Genomic DNA, 24,605 nt, shown 5'->3' on the forward strand with positions numbered 1-24,605 from the left:
AATCAAGAATATAAAATAGGGTGTAACTCAGCGAGTTACACCCTATTTTTATTCTCTACAAAGAAAGCCCCAAGTCTGCTAAAAGGACAGCTGTTTCCGGTTCATTCTTTTCTGCGTCTTTGGGTTTCCATGCCATTACAAATCGCACGGATGCGGATTTTACTTTATAACCTCTTTCTTCCCACTCAGACAATATGCCCTGCATTTTTGATGATAACTTTGCCACAGGTTTATCGGTTAATGAGCTGTACAAAAAGAAATTACTGTAAATCAATGAATCTCCCCCTCTCAATGCCAAGACCTCTTGTTTTCGTTCTTTGAAGAAGTCCAAATAAACATCTTTATGAGAGAGCTGTAATACGATTTCTTCAGGCATATCATATTGTTGTTGGTCGATAAAATATCGGTCTGTACTTAAATGATTGAAGTAATCGCCATTCGTATGTATAAACAGCCGGTTTTTCGCGCGGGTTATTCCTACATAATATCGACGCATCAGATGAGAGTCCTTTATATAATCGTCGGATACGAGCATATACACGTCGTCAAACTCTCTGCCTTTTGCTTTATGAATGGTCGATACCACGACATCGGCTCCTGTTATGTCGCAAAAGTCTTCCACTGACGACTCAAATACAAATTCTTTGAAGTCACTGAAATATTTTGTCTTGTTGGTTTGTTCAAACTGCTCCACACACTGCTTTACATACATCAAACTTTGACTTCTGTCATAAGCGGAGAAGGTTGCACATTTGGCTTCCTCCCACAGTTCTTCTGTAATTAGCGGTGTGTTGATCCGTTTGTTTATATACCTCAGGAAAAATCTCATTTCGGCCATGTTCCAAAAGCGGAGGCCGTCCATTGATTGTATAAGTTTGCTGCTCACACCTTGCTTTCGTAAGAGCCCCATCAGGATAACAGCCTCTTCGTTTGTTTGGGTGAGTATACACGATGTGCCTTTGTCTTTGTGTCGGAGTAAGTTTTCGACAAGCGGCTGGTACATATACTTTGATTGATGGCGTGTCACTTCCACCCGGCCTTCCTCTTCTCTCATGGAGATGATAGGCGTACTTTTTATCCGTTTGTCAATGTTTTTTAGAAATTCGTTGGCAAAATTCACCGGGTGGTGCGCACTGCGGTAATTCTCGGTCATTTCGACAAATGTACTTCCGTTTTCTTGTGCCAGCCGATACATATAACTTGAATCGGAGCCGCGAAATTCATAGATGTTTTGGTCATCGTCTCCCACCGCTATCACACGCATTTCCTCGTTGTTAGCCATCAGAGCCTTTACAAGTGCGTGTTCTTCGGTTCCCATATCCTGAGCCTCGTCTATGACCAGCACTGTCTTGCCGATTTTATTTGGTTCTACTTCTCCTTGGTATATCATCTCGGCAGCTTTTGCAACGACATTTTTGGATTCTTCAAGATTTCCTATCCGTCCCAGAAGGTCGAAACAATAGGAATGGAATGTTTTTATTTCGACAAAATGGGCGGCGTTGCCTATCAACTCCATGAGCCTTTGTTTGAATTCCGTTGCGGCTGCTCTTGAAAACGTCAGCATCAGAAGCTGTTCGTGTTTTACATCCTCAAGTAGCAGAAGCGAGGCCAGTTTGTGGACCAATACCCGTGTTTTTCCACTACCGGGACCGGCTGCCACCACAATGCAACGTGAGTCCTTATCGGAAATAATTTCCATCTGCCGTTTGGATAATTGCCCAAACAATTGATTGTATTTCTGTGGCGTTAAGTTGCGCTGTATCTCGCTTACTCTGTCTCCTTTGAAGTATTTTGTGACAAACTTCTTGTAGTCCATTTGGAAATAGTCTTGAACATATTGCAAGGCCGCATGGTAATTTCTCACCATCAGATTGGCATATTCGCCTACAATATGCACTTGCTGGATTTTCAACTTGTAGAATTCGTTGAGCATCCGGTAGTCGTCTTGCTTATATCGCGATTTGTTGTCCTTTATTCTTTGGATATTCATGGCATTATAAAGTACCAAGAAACCACCTTCAAGTTTTAGCGCGCCAATTTTGGACAAGTACAGAAGCGCTTCTTCCACGTCTTCCAGCTGAATGTCGTCAAGTCCTCCGAATAGGGATTGAGAACTTGATTTTATCCGGTCTAAAAGTTCTACTACGGAGAACTGAATAGCTTTGCCCGGTACATTTTCCTTTTCTGCATCTGAAGCTGATTTGTATAGCCATTCCACGGTAAAACGGCTTATTTCCAATCGTTTCTCAAAGCGCCTGATGGTAGATTCCAAGTCTGCTTGGCGCCTTATTTCCATATTATGGGCCGCATCCTCTTTCTTACGTATATATCCCTTGACGGTAAGGAAATAGAGCAGCGTCCGAATGTCTTTTTCTTTGGATGTATTGATTCCGTCGTTCATGGCATTTTCATTCAGTTGCTTGCATGAGATTCGTAAAGACTCATCGGGAATATGTTTGAGGATGTATTGTTCGAGTTTTGCAAAGCGTTCGAGAAGCATTTGCGACTTTCGTTCCGAATCACCTGCATCCTGCAAATAGGCGGATATATCTTTGCTGTCTGCCAATATGCCTTCCTGCCGCATGCGTTCCACTACAGATATAACCTCTCTTTTACTTAGTCCCAATATATCTGCCAGATAGTCGATTCGTGATTCCGCTTCCGCATCCTGTGCTTTGGCGATGTACTTTTGAGATATCAACGACTTGATGATGCGGACTGCTTTTTCTATTTCGTCACTGCCAAAAAGTAGTGAGGCTGATATGCGTTGTCTTGCTTCGTCCATATCCTTCACTGTGATTCCCGTGGCATATACATGAGGTACATTGTTTCCTCTTACCAGATATCCGCTTTGTTCCAAAGCCGCTAATGCTGTTCGTACGCGGGTTTCGATGTCGGATACCGAATCATCCCATCCCGCTTGCCGGGCGATTTCCAATGCGGAACAGTTGACTTTCATGCGTTGTCTGGTAAGGTTTTTGACGGCTTTCCATACCTGTTGTATTTCACTGATGCTTAGTTTTGTTTGGTTTAACAATATAAAATGCTTGTCCAAATCATTGTCGCTATAAAGCACATAACAACGTGCGCTGAGGCCTGGGTCACGCCCTGCTCTACCTGCTTCCTGAACATAATTCTCCAGTGAATCGGAAATGTCATAATGTACCACAAGGCCGACATCTTTTTTATCGACTCCCATGCCGAATGCGGATGTAGCCACAATGATGTGTACCTGATCGTTCATGAAAGCGTCTTGGTTGGCTATTTTTTCATCAGCTTCCATTTTGCCATTGAAAGGGAGTGCCTTATAACCGTCGCGAGTCAATTTGGCCGCCAGCTCTTTGGTTCGTTTGGTGTGTGATACATAAACAATTGTCGGGCAATCGGATTCAGCTACGAGTTCTCTTAACTTTAAGTATTTATCATTGTCGCTTTCTAAATGTATGACGGAATAATGTAGATTTGTTCTTGAAGCCGTTGATGCGAATAACTCCAAATCCAAATTCAAGGTTTGTTTGAAATAGTCGCAGATGTCTTGTATTACTTTCTGCTTTGCTGTGGCCGTAAAGCAGGATACGGGTATCGGACTCTTGCATTGTTTCTTTTGCTGGTATTGCCGGATGAATTTGCCGATGTAAAGGTAGTCAACTCTGAAATCCTGCCCCCATGAAGAGAAACAATGCGCTTCGTCTATCACAAACCTTACGACGTGCCGGGCTATCAATATTTTCTCAATCGTTTTTGAACGAAGCATTTCGGGGGATATATACAGCAGTGAGGCTTCTCCGTCTTGCACTCTTTGTATGGACAGTGACCTTGTGATGGGGTCTAACATTCCATTTATGGTTACGGCGTCCGTGATACCTCTGTCGGCAAGATTGTCTACCTGGTCTTTCATTAAAGATTGCAGAGGAGAGATAACAACCGTGAGCCCGTGCATGGCGTGTCCTGCCATGAGTGCCGGTAATTGGAAGGTAAGTGATTTGCCGCCACCGGTAGGAAATATCGCCAGTAACGATTTACCCTTCACCGCTGCCTGGGCTGCTTGTTCTTGCAGCGGCTCGCCTTCGTATGTTCGGAAACGTTCATATCCGAAAAAGACTTTTAGATTATGGAGCACATCCAATTGCGTATGGCAGTAGTCGCAACCTTCCCGGCAATTGGTGTGGCGTAGGAGTTTTACAATAAATTCCACTTCCGGATAATTGTAAAGTACCCATCCGGGGGTGATGGAACGGTAATCCGTAGTATCAATCAGAGCCAATGCGTATGCCAATCCGCATGGGTATTGTTTGATGAGCATGTCAAGGTCGGCATGTTGGCAAATCTTTCCTGTATAAAGTTCTTTGATGAGTTCGGATATTCCTTCATGGGTATACTCCGCACTTACCATGCTGAGAAATCCGGTAAATTCTTTCTTGTCTTTCAGTAGCGATGCGAATAATATACGCTTTTCCTTTGGCAATGAATTCCAGCGTGCTATTTCATCCAGTAATAAATCTTTTGCTTTCTTACAATCATTCACCGGATTGTTCATCTGTTCGCTAATCAACTTGTCATCTTTCACAAGCTTATGGTAAGGGTGTTCCGGGAATAACAAAGGCGAAATATAAAGTGTATCGACTAAAATCCAGCGGCATGTCTTATCCGTGAACAGATATTTGGCGTCATGGTGAATGATATTGTGGCCACAGATATAGTCTATGTCGTTTAAGAAAATAAATAGCTCCTCTTTTGACGTTTTGTGGAATGTCGTGTCATCATGTTTGAGTGCTCCTATATCATGGATTTTATGATCTTTCAAACCTACTTCAACATCTACTATGGCATAATTTTGGATACTACATGGTACAGAGGTAGTTTTATTGCCGATGATATTATTCCTATCCTCGGTTTTCTTGCTTCCTATGAGCTTGCTCCATATTGACATATGTTCAATATAATAAATAGTTCTATAACTTGAATTGGTTATGTATCTGCATCGAACTTTTTTTCATTTATCTTTTCTTCAATACACTGTTCACCACCCTGATGGAAGACACGAGCTTGTTAGTGGAAGTGAATACATCTACATTCCACACATGAGATGAGCGTCCTTTATGTACGATGGTTGCCACAGCTCGCACGGTATCTCCTTCATGTGCGGAAGATATATGGTTTCCGCTGACTTGCATACCTACGACTATCTCATCGGGTTGGCAAGTTATCATGGAGCCGAGCCCGGCGACGGTTTCGGCAAGTGCGAGGGTTGCGCCGCCGTGTAGAATACCAAAAGGCTGGCGGGTACGGTGGTCTACGGGCATGGTTGCTTCTATGCGATCTTCCGAGGCGTAAGTGTATTGGATACCTAAATTGCCCATTAATGCATGATGTGCCCGTGCGTTTAACAGGTCAAGAGGAATTTCAGCGGCATGAACTTCGGCTAAAATCATTTTTTCGACGGCTTGGGCAACGCCGTCTTCTTCATTGGAAGCCGTTACGTAGTCGGCGCAAACTTTTACGGAATCTTGTGAATGCCCCATGGCTATGCCTAAACCGGCAATCTGGAGCATATTGACATCGCATACGCCGTCTCCGATAGCGATTACTTCTTCACGAGTTATGTCCAGATGCGACAATAAAGCGCCTAAGGTATTGGCTTTATCGATTCCGCAAGGTACGACTTCCAAAAAATAAGGTTCCGAACGAAAGACATCCAAAGTTCCGTCCAGACGTTTTTTCCAATGTTCTTCCAGTCCGGCCAGTGCTTCTTCATCATCGCTGACCAACATGCATTTGCATGGTGCGAAGTCTACAGCCGTGGAGAATTCTTCCTCCTTAATAACTTTCAGATTATTCAATTCGGCTTCGGCGCGGATATGTTCATTGTCGGGACTGTCTGTCAGGATAGTGTCATCATGATAAGTGAATATGGCGAAGCCATTCTTGCGCGCCTTCTTTTCCAGATAAGGCAGCATTTCCGGGTTGATTCGCCTCTCGAACAGGATTTCTCCGTTTTGAGCATTGATAATCTGACAACCGTTATAGGAAACAATAAAGCCCCCATAATGCCCCAGCTCAAGAGTTTTGGCCAGTGGCATGAGGCCATAAGTCGGTCTGCCGGAAGCCAATGCGATACGTACTCCCATTTGCTGCGCTTTGAGTAAAGATGCAAGAGTGCGTTTGCTGATTTCTTTTGCGTCGTTGAGAAGCGTTCCGTCCACGTCAAGAACTAATAATTTATATTTCATGGCGACTCGATTTTGGTTATGCTAACAAAGTTAATAAAATGACGGTTAAAACGAACGGATTTAATTTATTTTGACGAAACTTATTGTAACAGTTTCTGCAGGCGGAATTCCTTAGGAGAGATACCGGTATTCTTCTTAAAAAAACGACTCAGATAAGACTGATCGGCAAAGTGCAACTGTTCCGCAATTTCGGTAACGGATAGTTGCGGCTCATTTAAAAGAACTTTGGCTTCTGCTATCAGCTGCTCGTCTATCAGTTGCTTGGGAGTTTTTCCATTCATGTATTGAGTAGTGATTTCGTATAGATAGCGAGAAGTAATGCACAGTTGCTCTGTATAAAACGGAACCTGATGTTCGCAGGTGCTGTGCTCACGTATCAGTTGCATGAATTGGTGGCAAAGCATCTGTTTTCTGCTGTATTGCTTGTTGGCGGCCAGCTTCTCCGGAATAGTGTTGAACAGCCACATTAATAAGCTTTGCAGGAAATTAAATTCTTGTTGTTTTCTGAACTGGAGCGTATTGTCTTTGAAAAGCATTTGCGCTATATCCATCCATAATACTATTTCCCGCCATGTTTTCTGGCTTCTCTCATCTGCCGTGTGATGATAGTGCGGGTGTTCATGGGTATAGTTGAAATAGGGTGTGTCAATTGGTAATATGGCTTTTAAGAAAAGATCTTTGGGGAATAGGAGCATGCGTACGTTAAAATCTGCTGAGGCTTGTATTACCTGGATAAGGCTTCCTGTAAGAAAAATCAGTTCGGTCTGTTCATTAAAGGTATATTGTTGTACTCCTGTGGAGATGATACTTTGCCCCTGTGTACAGATTAAGTATATACCGCATTTAAAACGGTATGGACGCTGTTTCAGATACGATAAATCGGTTTCCTCATATCTGATGCTGGAAGTATCGGGTGATAACGGTTCGTACATGTGAATATAGTTCTTTTTTACGCAACAAATGTAGCTATATTCTATGATAATATCGTATATTGTTCCTAAAATGAAACGTTTTGTACAAGATAAGCCATAGCTTATCTTGTAAATATGGGGTAATTTTGCCGCCGATTTATAAAAGAGGAATAGGTAATGACAGGTAAACAAAATTCAAAAGGTTTTATATTGGTATTTCTGGGAATGTTGAGCGCTTTTGGCCCGTTTGTCATGGATATGTACCTGCCTACTTTACCGGCAATGTCGGATTTCTTCCAAACCACATCTTCAAGAGTGCAGTTGGGGCTTACTACAAGTATGGTAGGCTTAGCGACAGGCCAGCTGATTTTTGGTCCGTTAAGTGATAAGTATGGCCGTCGTTCTCCTTTATTGATAGCTATGGCCTTGTTCCTGATTTCTACCGTCGGCTGTATTTTTTCTCAAAATATATCACAATTCGTCGCGTTACGTTTTGTACAGGGAATTGCCGGAGCCGGAGGAGTTGTGATATCCCGGTCTATTGCCGCCGATAAATATTCTGCTCACGAACTTGCGGGGATGCTTGCCACTATCGGCGCTATTAATGGGATCGCTACGGTGGTTGCTCCGATAGGTGGCGGGGTACTGGCTGACTTTGGCGGCTGGCATGGTATCTTCTGGTTCTTATTTATATTAGGCGTTCTTTTGATTATCGGAAGTATGCGTTTTAGAGAGTCTTTGCCGGGCGGACAGAGGCAGAATATAAGGTGGGGAGATATGTATCGCCGTTTTGGTATTGTCTTGCATAACCGTCAGTACGTACGTTACATATTGCAGTATGGCTTTACGATGGGAGTTTTGTTTACCAATATAGCTTCCGCTCCTTTCATCATGCAGCAATATTATGGTCTTTCACCGATGTTGTTCAGTTTCTGTTTCGGGGTTAATGCCGTTGCCATGGTGATATCTTCCGCTTTGGCTGTTCGTTTCTCTACAATGGAACGGGCTTTACATGTAGGTAATCATGGCATGTTATTTATTTCTATATTACTTTCTGTGGCATTTTTCCTGGATTGTAATTTTTGGATTTACGAGATACTGATTTTCTGCCTGCTTGCGATGGTAGGGATGACTTTTACGGCTTCCAACACTTTGGCGATGGATTGTGAACGTAAAAACGCCGGAGTGGCTTCCGCTCTTTTGGGTGCGATAGGATTTGCTTTTGGCGGGATTGTATCGCCTTTGGTAGGTATGGGAGATATCAGAATGTCTACCGGCTTTTTATTCTTTATGGGGTCGTTATGTTCTTGCGTATGTGCTTGTTTTTCTTTCCACCGGTTGCCTTTCCACAAGAAGGCTCTGAATTTCGCTCCTTATAGAATAATAAATGTTTTTTTGCAGAAACTGTTATAAGGGGCTGAGTAATATTTATATTATATTCTTATCTTTGCCCGCGTTTTGTTCCGGTTCCCTATTCGGGAAACGGATGAAAAGGGAATCGGGTGTAAATCCCGAACAGTCCCGCTGCTGTGAGTTTCGCGTTGAATGTATCATTCTTTAGCCACTGTTTTAATTAAAATGGGAAGGCGATACATTAGAAATAAGTCAGAAGACCTGCAAAACAAAGTCAAAAAATTGTCCGTTCGAGGAAAGCGGACAGTGTACGTCGTTTAAAGATAATCTTTACTCTTTTATGATGTGGAGAATGAAGGTGCGGTTTGCCTGTATCGGTTTCTTTTGTATGGGCGGTGCTCTGCTTTCGGCACAAGAGGTGGCGAAAAAGGATACGATTACAGGAAAAGTGCACCAAATTGAAAAGGTGACTGTTACAGCACGGCGAATGCCTAATAAAGTAACTTCGGCTGTACCTATACAAACATTGTCGCAACAAGATATAAGCCGTCTCGGCATACAGAATATGGCAGATGCCGTACGTCGTTTTGCAGGTGCCAATGTAAAAGATTATGGTGGTATCGGCGGGTTGAAGACTGTTTCTGTGCGCAATATAGGGGCGGCGCATACGGCTGTCAGTTATGATGGGGTTGTTGTGAGTAATTCTCAGGCAGGGCAAATTGATATAGGGCGTTTTTCGCTTGATAATGTCTCAACCCTTTCTTTAGCAATAGGACAAACAGAAAATATGTTGCAATCAGCCCGTTTATATGCATCGGCAGGTGTATTGAGCATTGAGACTGAGAAACCGCATTTTGATGAAGGGCGCAGTGCTGCTTTCCAAGCTAGGATAAGTAGTGGATCGTTTGGGTATGTTACCCCCACGTTGCGTTGGTGGCAAAAAATAGGTAACCGTACGCGTTTGGCTTTGAATGCTAATTATATGCGTGCCGATGGAAATTATCCTTTTACTTTGGTCAATGGAAAGTATGTGACAGAAGAAAAGCGTAATAATTCAGATATTTATTCTTGGCAAGGAGAAGCAACGCTATATCACACTTTTAAAGATGGTGGTGAGGTGGACGTAAAAGGATATTATTTCAATTCCCGCCGTGGGCTTCCGGGGGCGGTAACTCTTTATAACCCGATTTCCGACGAAACGCTTTGGGATGAGAATACCTTTGTACAGGCGCGTTATAAAAAACACTTCTCTTCGAAATGGAGTTTGCAGGCACAGGCAAAGTATAACTATGGCTGGAATAGGTATGAGGATGAAGGGAAGGAATATGCGGACGGATATTATCAGGCTGTACATAGGCAGGATGAATATTATTTATCTGCAACGGCTCTATACCGTCCATTTAAGACTTTATCCTTGTCTTTGGCACAAGATGGGGCTGTAAATACATTACGTAGTAATCTGAAAGACTGCCCGTTTCCTACCCGGTATGCATCATTGACAGCTTTCAATATCCGTTACCAATACGGAAGAATCACCGCTTCCGGTTCATTGGTACATACTTTTATCACTGAAAAAGTGGAGGTTGGGAATGCTCCTGAGAATTTCCGTCGTTTGGCTCCTTCGGCTTCCGTGAGTATACAGCCTTGGATGGAAAAAACTTTTTTTCTGCGTTTTATGTACAAAAGCACTTTTCGTACACCTACTTTTAACGACTTGTATTATTATAGATTGGGCAATCGAAGTTTACGTCCGGAGAAGGCGAATGAATATAATGTAGGGATTACGTGGAGCAGTTCATCTCTGTCTTTTTTAGACTATATTTCTGTGACATTTGATGCCTATTACAATGATGTGACTGATAAAATTGTAGCTTTTCCCACTACTTATGCGTGGCGTATGGCAAACTATGGGACTGTCCGTGCTACAGGAGTAGACGCTACTTTGGCGATATCAGCGCCGTTAGCTAAAAATATAGATTTGATTATATCCGGCGGATATACTTTGCAGAAAGCAATTGACCTTACAGATTCGGATGCCAAAAATTATAAGGAACAGTTGCCTTATACTCCGAAGCATAGCGGCAATGTATCTGCGAGGTTTGAAATGCCTTGGTTTAGCATAGGTTACTCCGTCGTAGGTGTAAGTAAACGTTATTGCTTGTCACAAAATATTCCTGAAAATGAGATAGCTGGTTATATGGAACATACGGCCAGTATCTCTAAAGAGTGTGCTTTTAAAAAGTGTAAATTACAGCTTCAAGCAGAAATCATCAATCTGACTGATGAACAGTATGATGTGATAAAATATTATCCTATGCCGGGGCGTTCGTGGAGAGTGACAGGAACGTTTAAATTTTAAAATTAATTTAATTAATAAAGTGTTATGAAAGTAAGAAGTTTATTATTGAGTGTGCTGTGTATGTTGGCACTGAGTGTTTCATTTTCATCTTGCAGTGATGATGATGGGCAAAGTTGGGACGATAGCGGTTCAAAGATTGAATTACCTTATGTCCGTGCTTATTTCTTGAATGAAGGAACTATGGGACAGAATAATGCCGGTATAGCATTTTATGCTCCGAATAAAGACAACGATGTTATCGGTGATATTTATAAAGCACAGAACAAGGCTTCATTGGGAGATACCGGTCAGGATATGATAGAGTATGAAGATTACATCTATGTTTCTGTTTATGGTTCTAATTATTTGGCCAAACTGAATGCAGCATGTGTGGAGCAGGCTCGTGTTTCTTTTGTAGGTGATGCAGATTTGTCTGCCGGTATTCGTTATATTGCAGCTCATGACGGCTATATTTATGCGTCTTTCTATGGCGGTGTGGTTGCCAAAATCAATGCCAATACATTGAAAGTAGAAAAGAAGCTAACAGGATATGGTGATAATTTGGAAGGGGTTGCCATCTGTAATGATATGCTTTATGTAGCCAATGCTTATAAGATTGAAGGTGGAAACTATATTTATCATACGGAAGTTTTAGTTTTTGACTTGAATGCATTCTCTTTTAAAGAGACTTTGACGGTAGCCTCAAACCCTAATAATTTGACGGAAGATAATGACAAGGTATTTCTTATTTCTTGGGATTATAGCGCTGAAAGCCGGGTATTGCAGATGATAGATTCAAAAAATAATAATAAGGTGACTAATTTGGGATATGCCACTCACGTGGCCGTTGAAAACGATAAATTGTATTGTGTGGACTCTAGAGTGGATTACAGCAATTGGCCGGAAACTGCGGCAGTCAATACGTTTTATACTTATGATGTAAAGCTTGGCACTAAAAGCTCCGGTTCTTTCTTGAAAAATGCTCCAGAAGAGCTTTCTACAGCAGTTATCTACATGATAGCGGTCAACGATAGTAATGGTGATATTTATATCGGTACTACAGGACATAGTAATGTAAACGGTGATATTTACCGTTTCAGAAATGACGGTACATATATGGAAAAATTTGATTGTGGTGGTCAAAACCCAAATTCTGCTGTATTCTTTAATTAACAGAGACAATGAGGAGACTTGTATTATCAGTCTTGTTTTTAGTAGCTTTGCTTTTCTCTTCTTGCGGAGGGAGAAGTAAAGCTTCTTTAGCTTTAACGGCCGGTGACACCATCCCTCTGCGCTATGCCGACAATCTCACATTGGTGACCTATTCCGACTACACCGTCGCTACTTTGCGCAACCCTTGGGACACCCTGAAAACATTGCATACGTACATACTGGTTCCGTCATCCCAATCATTGCCGGCTCATTTACCCGAAGGTACGATTGTCCGTACCCCTCTCCGCAAATCGGTAATTTATTCTTCGGTTCATTGCAGCCTTATGGAGAGTTTGGGAGTTACGGGCAGTATCGGTGGCGTTTGTGACTTGAAGTATATCAAACTCCCGTCTATACAGGACGGATGCAGTAAGGGAGCTATTATTGACTGCGGCGACGGAATGAACCCTGATATGGAAAAGATTATTGAGTTACATCCCGATGCCATCCTGCTCTCTCCATTTGAGAATAGTGGTGGTTACGGACGCATTGAAAAACTGAATATTCCCATTATCGAATGTGCCGATTATATGGAAACTTCCGCTTTAGGCCGTGCCGAATGGATGCGTTTCTATGGATTGCTTTTTGGAGTTGCTTCCGAGGCCGACAGCCTTTTTGCCGAAGTGGATAGCTGTTATAGCCGGCTTAAAAAGAGTGCAGCGCTTTCGTCAGTGTCATTATCAATTGTTAGCGAACTGAAAAGCGGTTCTGCATGGTACGTTCCGGGTGGTCGCAGTACAATCGGACGCTTGTTTAATGACGCCTGCGGACGTTATGTCTTCTCGGAAGATAAACATAGCGGTTCCATTCCTTTGGCTTTTGAAACAGTTTTTGATAAAGCCGGAGATGCCGATGTCTGGACCATCAAATACAATCGCGACCGGGATATGACTTATGCTGATTTGAAAGCCGATTATATGGGTTATACAGGTTTCAAGGCATTCAAGACGAGGAATATTTACGGATGTAATACGGCGAAAGTACCTTTCTATGAAGAAACGCCTTTCCGTCCGGATTATTTATTGGCGGATTTGATACAGATTCTACACCCTGAAATAGGAGATTTAGGCGGTTTGCGTTATTTTTGCAAATTGAATGAGTAAAGGATGGAAATATGGTGTCGGATTAGGAATAGTAATAGTATTACTGTTTGTGGCTAATCTGTTGATAGGGTCGGTTACGATTCCTGTATCCGATGTATTCCGTATCCTGATGGGAAACGAAGGGGAAAAAGCAAGCTGGAGTTTTATCGTATGGGAGTCCCGCTTACCCCAAGCCTTGACGGCATTGCTTTGCGGAAGCGCATTGTCTGTTTGCGGGTTGATGTTGCAGACAGCCTTTAAAAATCCGTTGGCAGGCCCGTCTATTTTGGGCATTAATTCCGGAGCGAGTTTGGGAGTGGCCTTTGTGATGTTATTCTTTGGCGGGAGCATATCGGCCGGAACGTTCAGCCTGTCCGGTTTCTTTTCCGTATTGGCAGGGGCGTTTGTAGGAGCCATGTTGATAATGGGGCTTATCCTTTTCTTTTCTACGCTGTTAAAAAGCAATGTCATGTTGCTGATAACGGGTATTATGATAGGCTATATCGCTTCTTCCGCTATCGCTTTGTTGAATTTCTTTGCTACGGCGGAGGGAGTACAATCTTATATGATATGGGGATTGGGTAACTTCGGTGGCGTCTCTTTGCAACAAATGCCCGCTTTCGCATTGGTAACGGTAACCGGATTATTCGGTTCCTTACTACTGATAAAACCTCTGAACGCATTATTGCTGGGAGAGCGCTATGCCGAGAATCTGGGCGTAAATATAGGGCATGTACGTAACTGGCTTTTGGTTATAACCGGTTTGCTGACCGCCATAACCACTGCATTTTGCGGACCGGTTGCATTTATCGGTCTTGCCGTGCCTCATATAGCCCGTATGATATTGCGGACTGCCAATCATAATTCTTTATTGCCCGTTACTATTTTGAGTGGCGGGGCGGTGGCTTTACTTTGCAATTTGATTTGTGTTTTGCCCGGTGAGGCGGGGATTATCCCTTTGAATGCGGTTACGCCGATTATCGGGGCGCCGGTAATCATCTATGTTATCATTAGTCAGAGAAACCCGCAGCATTTCAATTGATTTTCTTCAACTATATAGGACTTTTTCTTTTAGAGCGCTCATAAATAGCGGCTCCCCATTGCATTTATGTTATTTCAATCGTTTGCGTGGATAACTTGCAGATTTCAAAGGATTAGATACTTTTGTATTATTTTTTATAGTACTTTTGCACCCGGTATTAGTTTTAATTTAAACAAAGGTTGCGATTATGAAATTACCTGAAGATCCGATGATGCTGTATAGCTTCATCAACATGAAATTGCGTGATTTTTATCCTTCACTGGATGCACTCTGTGAGGATATGAACGTAGAAAGAGATGAAATTATCCGGACGCTGAAAACGGTGGGATTTGAGTATAACCCTGCACGAAACAGATTCTGGTAATTCCGAACTTATAAACAGATGGATTAGGGCTGTGTCTTTATCAAGATGCAGCCCTGATTTTTTTGTTAATAAACAACAAATGTACCGCTCCTCATTTAACTTCGGCCTTTTTTCCCTTTCTAACCTGTAAAACCCGGATGAACTGATGATAAACGAAAACAAGATTCGGCAAATATATAAATCCAACCGCGAGCAAGGATTCCAACTGTTGGTGGAATGCTTTCAAGAACCGATATATTATTATATACGGCGTTTGGTGGTGTTGCATGAAGATGCGGAGGATGTATTGCAGGAAGTCTTTATTCAGGTATACAGGCATTGGGAGCAATTTCGTCAAGAGAGTTCATTGAGCACATGGATTTACAGGATTGCGACGAATGAAAGTCTTCGCTTGTTGAACAGCCGTAAGAAACGGGAAACGGTTTCGACCGAGGATGTTCAGGAAAACCTGATTTCTCAATTAAAGGCTTCCGATTATGTGGATTATGAAAATGAGTTGGCTGTCAAATTTCAGGAAGCAATATTGAGATTGCCGGAAAAGCAGCGATTAATATTCAACCTTCGCTACTATGATGAGCTTGATTATGAAGAAATAGCTCATATCCTCGATAGTAAGGCAGACACGCTTAAAGTGAATTATCATTATGCGAAGGAGAAGATTAAAGAGTACATACTAAATAATTAGGACTATGAAAAAAGAGTTTGATTTTGATGATATAGGAAAAAAAACACCCTATCGCGTTCCCGAAGGCTTCTTTGAGGAGATGCAGCGTAATGTGCGGAAACGTACTTGTGGCAGCAGGTTTCCGGGACACCGTTTATGGATAACCGTTTCTACGGGTGTCGCCATAGCTGCAGTATCAGTTGGCCTTCTGTTTATACCGTCCCATTTTTGGAAAGGCGAAAGAGGAACTTCCGATTTGCAGATATTGGATACCAAAAATTGTACGGCGGTAGTCCCTGCAGATAAATGGATTCGTGAAATGTCGGACGAGGAGCTGGAAGAGCTCGTCAGCTTCTCCGAAAGCGATATATTTTTAAATTAATAGTATTGTCTTAAAAAAGAAAGAATTATGAAAGCAAAATTTATTTACGTATTTTTGACATGCCTTATGATAGGCAGTCAACTCGGTCTCTCTGCTCAAAACCCAATGAATAAGGATAAGAAGAAACGTCATACACCGGAACAGGTCATGGAGCATCAGACTAATCAAATGGTAAAAATGTTGATGTTGGATGACGCCACTACCGCCAAGTTCATTCCGGTTTATCAGAATTATTTAAAAGAGTTACGCGAATGCAGAATGATGAACCGTGCAAAACAAAGAGCGGAAGGAACGGGTGTGAAGCCGGAACCCAAACCGTTGCTGACAGATGCCGAGGTGGAACAGCAGATAAAAGGACGTTTTGCCCAAAGCCGTAGGATTCTGGATGTACGTGAGAAGTATTATAATGAATTTAGAAAGATACTTTCTCCCAAACAGATTATGAAGATTTATCAAACGGAACAGAATAATGCCGATAAGCTGAAAAAAGAATTTGACCGCAGAAAAAAACAAACTGTTGCGCAAGGAAAGCAGAAACGTCCGGTACGTCCTGTTCAGAAGTCTTAGAGCCTGTTTAAAGAAGCTTATCGGTTTATATAAAAGTGTGTCATAGTATAAAAAGTATCGTTCTGCTTCTTGGACATAGCCAAAAATCTCCTCTCTGTGCATGCAAAGGGGAGGTTTTTTTGTATTTCCGGAAAGGCTGAGAGGTGAAATAAATATAATAGGATATCGGTTCAGAACTTCGCAGGGGAGAATTTGTTGTAGGGAAATGCAGATAACAAAACATATCCCATGCGGTTGTTTCAGAAAATAAAGAATTGGAAAACTGTTCGCGGCTGGCATATCTGGAAGTTGAAGCTGGTAGATGCGCGGCTCTATTTTGTCAGCATGATTGTAGGCTTGCTGACAGGCCTCATTGCGGTTCCTTATCATTATCTGCTCTATTATTTGCTGCATATCCGTAGCGACTTCTTTGCATCCCGTCCGGCCTGGTACTGGCATATCCCATTGTTCTTATCGTTTTGGGGAATTCTGATTCTTGTATCCCGTATGGTCGGCAGAATGCCTCTTATCGGTGGTGGCGGCATTCCGCAGACACGTGGGGCAATCAACGGCCGGATCACTTATAAGCATCCGTTCATAGAGCTGGTGTCCAAATTCACCGGCGGAATCCTTTCCGTTTCTGCCGGATTGTCATTGGGGCGCGAAGGGCCGTCCGTACAGATAGGTTCTTATATAGGCAGTCTCGTTTCACGGTGGACGCATATTCTGCAGGGAGAACGCAAGCAGTTACTGGCGGCGGGAGCAGGAGCGGGACTTGCGGCCGCCTTTGCCGCACCGCTGGCCTCTTCATTGATTGTGATTGAGTCTATCGAACGTTTCGACGCACCCAAGACGGCTATTACTACGCTGTTGGCCGGTGTGGTGGCAGGGGCTATTGCCAGTTTGGTTTTCCCCGTGAACCCTTATCATCTGATTGAGGTGTCGGAACCGGTTTTGACCTTTTTCGTCCAGATGAAATATTTTCTCATACTGGCTGTCATTATTTCCATTACCGGTAAAATATACTCTGCGCTTATGATTTCGTTTAAACGGGTATATTCTACGGTCAAGTCTCCGGTATATATCAAGATGTTTTATTTGGTACTGGTTGCTTACATTATCTCATTGATGCAAGTAAACCTGACGGGCGGCGGCGAACAATTCTTGCTGGAACAGGCGCAGAACGGCAGTACGGAAATAATGTGGGTACTTGCCGTCATGCTGCTGCATTTTGGTTTCTCGGTATGCTCCGTTTCTTCCGGTCTTCCGGGCGGAAGCTTTATTCCTACTTTGGTGACAGGCGGGTTGTTGGGGCAGCTTGTAGGGTTGATTGCTGTGAGGCACGGCATTATCGAGCCTCAAAATATCACTTACGTCATGCTGATATCCATGTCTGCATTCCTGGTGGCTATTGAGCGTACTCCGCTTACGGCTATTGTGCTGATAACAGAGATTACCGGGCATTTTGAGGTTTTCTATCCTTCGGTGGTAGTAGGCGGGCTGACCTATTATTTTACGGAACTGCTCCAGATGAAGTCCTTCAATGTCACTTTGTATGAAGATATGATTAACTCTTCCGATTTCCGGGAAGAAAAACGATATACTCTGTCAGTAGAGGTCATGACGGGTTCCTATTTTGACGGAAAATCCGTAAGCGAACTTTCCTTGCCCGAACACTGCGTTATCATCAATGTGCATAGGGACGGAAAAAACCTGGTCCCTGCGGAAACAAGTTTGATTCCGGGAGACCAGGTGCAGATTGAAATGGATTCGCAGGACATAGAGAAACTCTATGAACCGCTCGTCAGTATGGCGAATATCTATTAGGCCAGATTGCCTATTTCATCCAGATTCTTCTGAATGTCGTTGTCGGTCAATTCATAATTTTGCAAGTCACCGGCCAGGTATTTGTCGTACGACGCCATATCGATGAGGCCATGACCGGACAGGTTGAACAGGATAACTTTTTCTTCACCCGTTTCCTTGCATTTATTCGCTTCGCGGATGGTGGCTGCAATGGCGTGGCAAGATTCCGGCGCGGGAATGATACCCTCCACTTGTGCGAACAGGCAGCCCGCCTCGAACGATTCGAGTTGCTTGATGTCCATTGCTTCCATATATCCGTCTTTCAACAGTTGTGATACGATGACACCTGCGCCGTGATAACGCAGACCGCCGGCGTGAATGTTGGCGGGAGCGAAGTTATGTCCCAGTGTAAACATCGGCAGCAGCGGAGTATACCCGGCTTCATCGCCGAAGTCATATTGGAATTTACCGCGTGTCAGCTTCGGACAGGAGGCCGGTTCGGCGGCGACGAAACGTGTTTTCTTTCCTTCAAGGATGGTATGGCGCATGAATGGGAATGCGATACCGCCGAAATTGGAACCGCCGCCAAAGCACGCGATAACCGTGTCGGGATATTCACCAGCCATTTCCATCTGTTTCTCGGCTTCCAGTCCGATTACAGTCTGATGCAGGGTGACGTGGCTCAATACGGAACCGAGTGTATATTTACAGTTGGGAGTGGTGCGTGCCAGTTCGATAGCCTCGGAAATAGCCGTACCCAATGAACCCTGATGATTGGGATGGGCGGTCAGAATATCTTTCCCGGCACGGGTAGACATGGACGGTGAAGGAGTAACCTGCGCACCGAATGTTTGCATGATGCTGCGACGATAGGGCTTTTGTTCATAGCTGATTTTTACTTGATAGACAGCAGCTTCCAGACCGAAGAGGCGGGCGGCATAGGCCAGTGAGGCTCCCCATTGCCCGGCTCCGGTTTCGGTAGTGACATTCGTCACGCCCTCTTGCTTGCAGTAGTAAGCCTGCGGTATGGCGGAGTTCAGTTTGTGAGAACCCATGGGGCTGACACTTTCGTTCTTGAAGTAGATATGTGCCGGTGTGCCGAGCGCTTTTTCCAGTCCGTAGGCGCGTACCAGCGGAGTGCTTCGGTAGTATTTATACATTTCGCGCACCTGTTCGGGAATTTCAATCCACGTATCTGCCTGATTGAGCTCCTGGCGGCAAAGTTCTTTTGCGAAAATGGGATACAAATCTTCCGCTTTTAACGGTTGCTTGGTAGCGGGATTAAGCGGCGGCATGGGTTTGGTTACCATATCGGCTTGTATATTATACCAGTAACGTGGAATTTCGTCTTCCGGAAGAATGAATCTTTTTGTCTTGTTGCTCATAGTGGTTATAAATTAAAAGTGATTCAGTGTCCAAATGTAGCTATTATTTTTAAACCAATTTCTTTTTTCCATTGTTTTTTGTTTATGAAGGTAGATTTGTCTAAGTTTGCCACGTTTCATCAATTGGTATATTTATGAAGATTTATCATAAGTTTCTTTTGTATCAAAATAAGTGGATTCATCCTTATATACGTGTGGCGTTGGGGGTGATGACGACCCTGACCTACCTGGCATCCATCCTGTTGATTGTCGGTTTGGTGTATGAACATGGATTTACAATTTCGGTTGCGGAAGCTCACCAGTTGCAACGCCTGTATCATGGAGTGTGGATTGTCTTTCTGAGCGATATATCCTTGCGTATCGCATTGGAATATAAAGATACGAGGCAGACCTTTAGCAAGCTGACGTGGATATTGACTTTCCTGCTTTATCTGACACTGGTTCCGGTAGTTTTTCATCGTCCAGAGGTGGAAGGGGCCATACAGGCTGTCTGGGATTTTCTGAACGGCAGGATATATCATCTCGCGTTGCTGCTGATGCTTTCTTTCCTGAATCTGTCTTATGGCTTGGTACGTTTGTTGGGGCGACGGACAAATCCTTCGCTTATTCTGGCAGTCAGTTTTCTCATTATCATACTCATCGGGACGGGATTGCTGATGCTTCCCCGTTCTACGGTGGCGGGTATCTCGTGGGTGGATTCGCTGTTTATTTCCACCAGTGCGGTGTGTGTGACGGGGCTTACCTCGGTGGATGTGGCATCCACCTTTACGACGACGGGCTTTGTAATCATCATCCTGCTGATTCAGATTGGCGGTTTGGGAGTAATGACGCTGACGAGCTTCTTTGCAATGTTCTTTATGGGGAATACTTCGCTGTACAATCAGTTGGTGGTGCGTGATATGGTCAGTTCCAATTCATTGAATTCATTGTTGTCCACACTGGTCTATATCCTCGGCTTTACATTGGCGATAGAGGGGGCGGGCATGCTCGCTATTTGGAGCGATATTCACGGCACGATGGGGATGGATATACACGAGGAATTGGCTTTCTCGGCTTTCCACTCCATATCGGCGTTTTGTAACGCCGGTTTTTCCACATTACCGGGCAATTTGGGCAATCCGCTGCTGATGTCAGGCCATAATCCGTTCTATATATACATCTCTTTATTGATTATTCTTGGCGGTATCGGTTTTCCGATATTGGTGAATTTCAAGGATATTATCCTTTACCATATACGCCGTTTCTGGAGATTTCTGCGTACGTGGGAGTGGGACGGCCGCCGTTTTTACCACCTCTACAATCTGAATACGCGTATCGTGCTGATTGTTACCTTCCTGTTGCTGGTGGTCGGTACGGCCGGTATCGCTCTTTTTGAGTGGAATGCGTCTTTTGCGGGTATGTCGGTTGCCGATAAGTGGACGCAGGCGTTCTTCAATGCGTCTTGTCCCCGTACGGCTGGCTTCTCTAGCGTGGATTTAGCCGGTTTGAGCGTGCAGACCTTATTGATTTACCTTATTCTTATGTGGATTGGCGGCGGTTCGCAGTCTACTGCAGGCGGTATCAAGGTGAATGCTTTTGCTGTCGTGGTATTGAATCTTGTGGCTGTATTGCGCGGCACGGAGCGGGTAGAGGTGTTTGGACGCGAATTGTCTTACGACTCCATCCGCCGTTCTAATGCTACGGTGGTGATGTCGTTCGGAGTATTGTTTGTATTTATATTTATTATCAGCATATTGGAGCCGAAGCTGTCTTTGCTCACGGTTACCTTTGAATGTGTTTCGGCCATCAGTACGGTCGGTTCCAGTTTAAATGCCACGCCTCTGCTGGGCAGTGACAGTAAACTGTTGGTTGCGCTTTTGATGTTTGTCGGGCGTGTAGGGCTGATAACGTTGATGCTTGGTATCATCAAGCAGAAAAAAAATACGAAGTATCAGTATCCGAGTGGACAGATTATTATTAATTAATGACTTATATGAAGTATATTATTATCGGTTTGGGAAATTACGGCCATGTGCTTGCCGAGGAACTTTCTGCTTTGGGGCATGAAGTGATAGGTGCGGATATCAGTGCCGGTCGTGTGGATAGCTTAAAGGACAAGATAGCAACCGCATTTGTGATTGATGCGACTGACGAACAGGCTTTGTCCGTACTTCCGCTGAACAGCGTCGATGTCGTGATTGTGGCCATCGGTGAGAATTTTGGTGCGTCTATCCGCGTGGTGGCGTTGTTGAAGCAGAAAAAGGTGAAACGCATTTATGCCAGGGCTATCGACGGGGTTCATCGTTCGGTGCTTGAAGCTTTCGGGTTGGAACGTATTCTTACTCCCGAAGAAGATGCGGCTCGCAGTCTGGTTCATCTGTTGGAATTTGGCGCGGATATTGAAACTTTCCGTGTAGATTCCAACTATTATGTAATGAAGTTCACAGTGCCCGAAAGATTCATCGGCTATGGTGTCAATGAATTGAAACTCGATAATGAATTCGGCTTGAAGTTGCTTGCGCTGAAACGTGCCGAAACGCTGAAAAACTGTCTGGGCATCTCTTTCATAGAGCATGATGTTGTAAACGAGTTGCCGGATAACGACCAGATACAGGCAGGAGACCAGCTGGTGTGTTATGGACGGTATCAGGACTTCCGGAAGTTCTGGAAGGCGCTGTGATAATCGGATGCATTTTCTTTGTGATTTTATTGCTTTTCCTATGGAAGAGTAGTACCTTTACTTCCTAATAGCAAATCGTTCCACCACGGAGTAAATTTCGTTCCGCCATGGAGAAAGTTGTGTTCCACCATGATGGAACGAAATTTACTCCGTGGTGGAACGATTTAGTATTGGGATGGTTTTCTCTCTTTGTCACCGTGAGAAAGGATGCCGGGTATGACTATGGTGAAGCTTAATATCAAAGAATATGAGTGCTTATTATGACCTTTTTGAAAAGCCGGATATTGGTCGGACCGGAGAACAACAGCCTCTTTATGCCCGCTTTGTGCCTAAAGGGACAATTGATAAAAAAGAGTTTATAGACCGCGTACATCTTTTCACGGGTATCAGCCGAAGTGTGCTTGAGGGGACAATGGCGGCTTTTATGGACGAGTTGCGCGATTGCCTGGCTAACGGTTGGACGGTAGAGTTGGGAGAACTTGGCTATTTTACTCCTTCACTGAGCTGCCAACGCCGTGCAATGGAGAAAGATAAAGTGCGTGCCGCGTCCGTGGCTCTGCGCGGACTGAATTTTCGTTTGGGAAAGCGGTTCTATGAGGAATTAGGCGGTAAGATGAAGCTTGAACGTAAGCCGCGACCTGTGGTATCGGCTTCCTCGGATACCTTTTTATCTATGGAGCGCCGTTTTCAATTACTGGACGAATACTTACAGCGGAACCCTTGTATCAACCGTGCCCAATATGCCCGCCTGACGGGACGTAGCTACAAACAAGCCATTAACGATTTGAATCTGTTCATAGAAAACGGGGTATTGTTCAGATACGGAATGGGCAGGAATGTGGTGTATGCGGGAAAAAAGTGAAATATTTTTTATTGATTTATATCTTTTTATTTATCAGAGACTTACTTATCCTTATTAATCCTTCTTTATCCTTACTGAAACTTACTGAAACGACAGTTAAAGCACCATGTCGGTTTGTGCCTGTTGTATCTTTGTATTGTGATCACAGAGAAACAGGTTTTGCAAACTGACGAGTGAACAAGGCCGAAAACAAATTTATTAATCATTTAAAATTAAAAGAATTATGGCATTTAATTATGAAGTGAAGAAGAGAGTGTTCGGTTTTGATAAGACAAAAACGGAAAAGTATGTGGCGCAAATGAAGACGTTGGGTATAATACAGTTTGGAGATTTATGCGATGAAGTCACTAAGGTAGGCATGGCTCCGCGTGGTGTGGTGAAGATGGTATTGGATGGGTTGATAGACACATTGAATATAAACATAAACAAGGGCTTTTCTGTGCAGTTAGGTGATTTTGGCTGTTTTCGTCCGGGTATTAACGCGAAAAGTCAGGATAAGCAGGAAGATGTGAAATCAGATACGGTTTATCGCCGAAAGATAATTTTTACTCCGGGGCAGTATTTTAAAGAGATGCTGACACGTGCCAGCGTGACGAGAGCTAATTGGGAAAACTCGGAAACAACTTCGGGAGGCGGTTCTAATCCTGATGCCGGTGGCAATGGAGAAGAGGAAAACCCGCTGGGGTAATATGCTTTCCATCTGTTTAAACTAAGTGGATGTAGATGAGGGAGATATGAACTTCTTTTATAAGGGTTCACATCTTTCCTCTGATTACTTGACTTTGCCTTTCGGATGTTGTATCTTTACATCAATAATAAAAAACGGCACATAATGATAAACCTGCAAAAAACTATGGAAAATGAAAATGACTTTCGTATCAGGACGTATACGAAAAAAGAATTAGCATGTTTGTATTGCCCCAATGCTACGGCACGCTGTGCCATTCGTACACTGACACGCTGGATTAAACGCAATCGCGAATTGTATGCGGAACTGCTTCTTACGGGATATCATGTAAGAGTACGGACTTTTATGCCGAGACAAGTCGGGATTATCGTTCACTATTTGGATGAGCCTTAATTAACGGGCTGCTTTTAAGTTCATAAAAAACGGAAAGCTTTAATAGCTTTCATTTGTATTTCTCCCGCTCTTTTTGTTCCTTTGCCCTTGTCAATTTAAAAAACGAATCAATGAAAACCGTTGTTTATATAGTGACTTGTGTGGTAGCGTTGTCAGTCGTTTCCTGTACATCCCGGCAAAAGGGTGGAGACGATGTGCAGGTATTGATGCAGGACAGCACCGTGACTTCCGCTCCGCAGCGTATGCAGGTTTCCGATACCAAAGTGACCATTACTTATAAAGGTAAGGAGTATCGCTCGTCTGTGGTGCGCCGTCCGGATGACAGCCTGCCCATTGTGAAGAATGAACAAGGCGAGAAGTTCGTTGATAACAGCATTACCCTGCGCATCACCTGTGGCGGTAAGCAGATTGTAGACAGGGTGTTTACGAAAGAGAGTTTCGCCTCGCTGGTGGATGCCGGATTTATGAAGTACGCTATTCTGGAAGGGTTGGTTTATGATAAAACTACCCCTCAGGGAATTATTTATGCTGCCAGCATCTGCTATCCGCAAACAGACCTCTACGTGCCTCTCCGACTGACGGTTTCCGCCGACGGTAAAATCTCGATGGCGAAAGAAGAACTGTTGGAAGATGTGTACGAGGAAGATACTGTTTCCAATTGATGTTCGGGTAATTCCAGAATGATTCC

21 protein-coding genes and 1 riboswitch are annotated in these 24,605 nt (G+C 43.7%); of the genes, 17 read left to right on the forward strand and 4 right to left on the reverse strand.

Annotated elements, in window-relative coordinates:
• Positions 1–55 precede the first annotated feature (55 nt).
• The 3 genes from I2F54_RS08970 to I2F54_RS08980 all read right to left on the reverse strand — a co-directional run bounded on the left by I2F54_RS08970 (position 56) and on the right by I2F54_RS08980 (position 7,162).
• On the reverse strand, positions 56–4,930 hold the full coding sequence (locus tag I2F54_RS08970; protein WP_195501012.1) for a RecQ family ATP-dependent DNA helicase: 4,875 nt from the start codon (positions 4,928–4,930) through the stop codon (positions 56–58).
• Between the two features lie 67 nt (positions 4,931–4,997).
• Positions 4,998–6,230: a Cof-type HAD-IIB family hydrolase gene (locus I2F54_RS08975; protein ID WP_009121511.1), complete on the reverse strand. Its 1,233-nt coding sequence runs from the start codon at positions 6,228–6,230 to the stop codon at positions 4,998–5,000.
• A gap of 80 nt (positions 6,231–6,310) precedes the next feature.
• On the reverse strand, positions 6,311–7,162 hold the full coding sequence (locus I2F54_RS08980; RefSeq protein ID WP_195501013.1) for a helix-turn-helix domain-containing protein: 852 nt from the start codon (positions 7,160–7,162) through the stop codon (positions 6,311–6,313).
• Positions 7,163–7,318: 156 nt separating this feature from the next.
• Between I2F54_RS08980 and I2F54_RS08985 the strand changes: the two genes are divergently transcribed.
• The 10 genes from I2F54_RS08985 (at position 7,319) to I2F54_RS09030 (ending at position 17,951) form a co-directional block, all read left to right on the forward strand.
• The gene (locus tag I2F54_RS08985; protein WP_195501014.1) at positions 7,319–8,554 is read left to right on the forward strand and encodes a multidrug effflux MFS transporter; all 1,236 of its coding nucleotides are present in this window, start codon (positions 7,319–7,321) and stop codon (positions 8,552–8,554) included.
• A 28-nt stretch (positions 8,555–8,582) separates the two neighbouring features.
• Positions 8,583–8,777, forward strand: a riboswitch (cobalamin riboswitch).
• Positions 8,778–8,834: 57 nt separating this feature from the next.
• Complete coding sequence (locus I2F54_RS08990) at positions 8,835–10,853, forward strand: TonB-dependent receptor (protein ID WP_195501015.1); 2,019 nt, start codon at positions 8,835–8,837, stop codon at positions 10,851–10,853.
• A gap of 24 nt (positions 10,854–10,877) precedes the next feature.
• A complete protein-coding gene (locus tag I2F54_RS08995) occupies positions 10,878–12,005 on the forward strand; it encodes a YncE family protein (RefSeq protein WP_087412530.1) in 1,128 nt (375 codons plus the stop codon).
• An 8-nt stretch (positions 12,006–12,013) separates the two neighbouring features.
• Positions 12,014–13,147 (forward strand): ABC transporter substrate-binding protein, encoded by a 1,134-nt coding sequence (locus tag I2F54_RS09000; protein WP_195501016.1) that lies wholly within the window; start codon positions 12,014–12,016, stop codon positions 13,145–13,147.
• Entirely contained in the window at positions 13,140–14,168 is a 1,029-nt protein-coding gene (locus tag I2F54_RS09005) for an iron ABC transporter permease (RefSeq protein ID WP_195501017.1), read from the forward strand. Before I2F54_RS09000 ends, I2F54_RS09005 begins: the two co-directional genes overlap by 8 nt.
• A 187-nt stretch (positions 14,169–14,355) precedes the next feature.
• The gene (locus tag I2F54_RS09010) at positions 14,356–14,532 is read left to right on the forward strand and encodes a DUF4250 domain-containing protein (RefSeq protein WP_009121519.1); all 177 of its coding nucleotides are present in this window, start codon (positions 14,356–14,358) and stop codon (positions 14,530–14,532) included.
• A 145-nt stretch (positions 14,533–14,677) separates the two neighbouring features.
• A complete protein-coding gene (locus tag I2F54_RS09015) occupies positions 14,678–15,217 on the forward strand; it encodes an RNA polymerase sigma factor (protein WP_009121520.1) in 540 nt (179 codons plus the stop codon).
• A gap of 4 nt (positions 15,218–15,221) precedes the next feature.
• A complete protein-coding gene (locus I2F54_RS09020; protein ID WP_195501018.1) occupies positions 15,222–15,578 on the forward strand; it encodes a hypothetical protein in 357 nt (118 codons plus the stop codon).
• Positions 15,579–15,605: 27 nt separating this feature from the next.
• On the forward strand, positions 15,606–16,145 hold the full coding sequence (locus tag I2F54_RS09025) for a hypothetical protein (RefSeq protein ID WP_022217931.1): 540 nt from the start codon (positions 15,606–15,608) through the stop codon (positions 16,143–16,145).
• A 228-nt stretch (positions 16,146–16,373) separates the two neighbouring features.
• Positions 16,374–17,951: a chloride channel protein gene (locus tag I2F54_RS09030; protein ID WP_195501019.1), complete on the forward strand. Its 1,578-nt coding sequence runs from the start codon at positions 16,374–16,376 to the stop codon at positions 17,949–17,951.
• On the opposite strand, the gene I2F54_RS09035 is transcribed toward I2F54_RS09030, so the two are convergent.
• Positions 17,948–19,315, reverse strand: a complete 1,368-nt coding sequence (locus I2F54_RS09035) for a TrpB-like pyridoxal phosphate-dependent enzyme (protein ID WP_195501020.1) — start codon at positions 19,313–19,315, stop codon at positions 17,948–17,950. The genes I2F54_RS09030 and I2F54_RS09035 overlap by 4 nt on opposite strands.
• Before the next feature lie 134 nt (positions 19,316–19,449).
• On the opposite strand from I2F54_RS09035, the gene I2F54_RS09040 reads away from it, so the two are divergent.
• From I2F54_RS09040 to I2F54_RS09065, 7 genes are all read left to right on the forward strand, one after another.
• Positions 19,450–21,279: a TrkH family potassium uptake protein gene (locus tag I2F54_RS09040; RefSeq protein ID WP_118047313.1), complete on the forward strand. Its 1,830-nt coding sequence runs from the start codon at positions 19,450–19,452 to the stop codon at positions 21,277–21,279.
• 8 nt (positions 21,280–21,287) lie between these two features.
• Complete coding sequence (locus tag I2F54_RS09045) at positions 21,288–21,974, forward strand: potassium channel family protein (RefSeq protein ID WP_118467446.1); 687 nt, start codon at positions 21,288–21,290, stop codon at positions 21,972–21,974.
• A 107-nt stretch (positions 21,975–22,081) separates the two neighbouring features.
• Positions 22,082–22,210 (forward strand): hypothetical protein, encoded by a 129-nt coding sequence (locus I2F54_RS16270; RefSeq protein ID WP_009121527.1) that lies wholly within the window; start codon positions 22,082–22,084, stop codon positions 22,208–22,210.
• Positions 22,211–22,221: 11 nt separating this feature from the next.
• Positions 22,222–22,836, forward strand: coding sequence for an HU family DNA-binding protein (locus I2F54_RS09050; protein ID WP_087426560.1), 615 nt, complete (start codon positions 22,222–22,224; stop codon positions 22,834–22,836).
• A gap of 223 nt (positions 22,837–23,059) precedes the next feature.
• A complete protein-coding gene (locus tag I2F54_RS09055; RefSeq protein ID WP_009121530.1) occupies positions 23,060–23,524 on the forward strand; it encodes an HU family DNA-binding protein in 465 nt (154 codons plus the stop codon).
• 165 nt (positions 23,525–23,689) lie between these two features.
• Complete coding sequence (locus tag I2F54_RS09060; protein ID WP_039950587.1) at positions 23,690–23,917, forward strand: DUF4248 domain-containing protein; 228 nt, start codon at positions 23,690–23,692, stop codon at positions 23,915–23,917.
• 110 nt (positions 23,918–24,027) lie between these two features.
• A complete protein-coding gene (locus I2F54_RS09065) occupies positions 24,028–24,579 on the forward strand; it encodes a DUF4738 domain-containing protein (protein WP_022217944.1) in 552 nt (183 codons plus the stop codon).
• The last annotated feature ends 26 nt before the right edge of the window (positions 24,580–24,605 follow it).

The sequence above is a fragment of the Bacteroides clarus genome (genome assembly GCF_015555825.1).
Classification (GTDB): Bacteria; Bacteroidota; Bacteroidia; order Bacteroidales; family Bacteroidaceae; genus Bacteroides; species Bacteroides clarus.

Coding starts and splice junctions, on each gene's coding strand:
- I2F54_RS09020 (WP_195501018.1), top strand. CDS start 15,222: ATGAAAAAAGAGTTTGATTTTGATGATATAGGAAAAAAAACACCCTAT.
- I2F54_RS09005 (WP_195501017.1), top strand. CDS start 13,140: ATGAGTAAAGGATGGAAATATGGTGTCGGATTAGGAATAGTAATAGTA.
- I2F54_RS08980 (WP_195501013.1), bottom strand. CDS start 7,162: ATGTACGAACCGTTATCACCCGATACTTCCAGCATCAGATATGAGGAA.
- I2F54_RS09060 (WP_039950587.1), top strand. CDS start 23,690: ATGGAAAATGAAAATGACTTTCGTATCAGGACGTATACGAAAAAAGAA.
- I2F54_RS16270 (WP_009121527.1), top strand. CDS start 22,082: ATGGAGAAAGTTGTGTTCCACCATGATGGAACGAAATTTACTCCGTGG.
- I2F54_RS09040 (WP_118047313.1), top strand. CDS start 19,450: ATGAAGATTTATCATAAGTTTCTTTTGTATCAAAATAAGTGGATTCAT.
- I2F54_RS08975 (WP_009121511.1), bottom strand. CDS start 6,230: ATGAAATATAAATTATTAGTTCTTGACGTGGACGGAACGCTTCTCAAC.
- I2F54_RS09030 (WP_195501019.1), top strand. CDS start 16,374: ATGCGGTTGTTTCAGAAAATAAAGAATTGGAAAACTGTTCGCGGCTGG.
- I2F54_RS08970 (WP_195501012.1), bottom strand. CDS start 4,930: ATGTCAATATGGAGCAAGCTCATAGGAAGCAAGAAAACCGAGGATAGG.
- I2F54_RS09000 (WP_195501016.1), top strand. CDS start 12,014: ATGAGGAGACTTGTATTATCAGTCTTGTTTTTAGTAGCTTTGCTTTTC.
- I2F54_RS08995 (WP_087412530.1), top strand. CDS start 10,878: ATGAAAGTAAGAAGTTTATTATTGAGTGTGCTGTGTATGTTGGCACTG.
- I2F54_RS09065 (WP_022217944.1), top strand. CDS start 24,028: ATGAAAACCGTTGTTTATATAGTGACTTGTGTGGTAGCGTTGTCAGTC.
- I2F54_RS09055 (WP_009121530.1), top strand. CDS start 23,060: ATGGCATTTAATTATGAAGTGAAGAAGAGAGTGTTCGGTTTTGATAAG.
- I2F54_RS09035 (WP_195501020.1), bottom strand. CDS start 19,315: ATGAGCAACAAGACAAAAAGATTCATTCTTCCGGAAGACGAAATTCCA.
- I2F54_RS09015 (WP_009121520.1), top strand. CDS start 14,678: ATGATAAACGAAAACAAGATTCGGCAAATATATAAATCCAACCGCGAG.
- I2F54_RS09050 (WP_087426560.1), top strand. CDS start 22,222: ATGAGTGCTTATTATGACCTTTTTGAAAAGCCGGATATTGGTCGGACC.
- I2F54_RS09045 (WP_118467446.1), top strand. CDS start 21,288: ATGAAGTATATTATTATCGGTTTGGGAAATTACGGCCATGTGCTTGCC.
- I2F54_RS08990 (WP_195501015.1), top strand. CDS start 8,835: ATGATGTGGAGAATGAAGGTGCGGTTTGCCTGTATCGGTTTCTTTTGT.
- I2F54_RS08985 (WP_195501014.1), top strand. CDS start 7,319: ATGACAGGTAAACAAAATTCAAAAGGTTTTATATTGGTATTTCTGGGA.
- I2F54_RS09010 (WP_009121519.1), top strand. CDS start 14,356: ATGAAATTACCTGAAGATCCGATGATGCTGTATAGCTTCATCAACATG.
- I2F54_RS09025 (WP_022217931.1), top strand. CDS start 15,606: ATGAAAGCAAAATTTATTTACGTATTTTTGACATGCCTTATGATAGGC.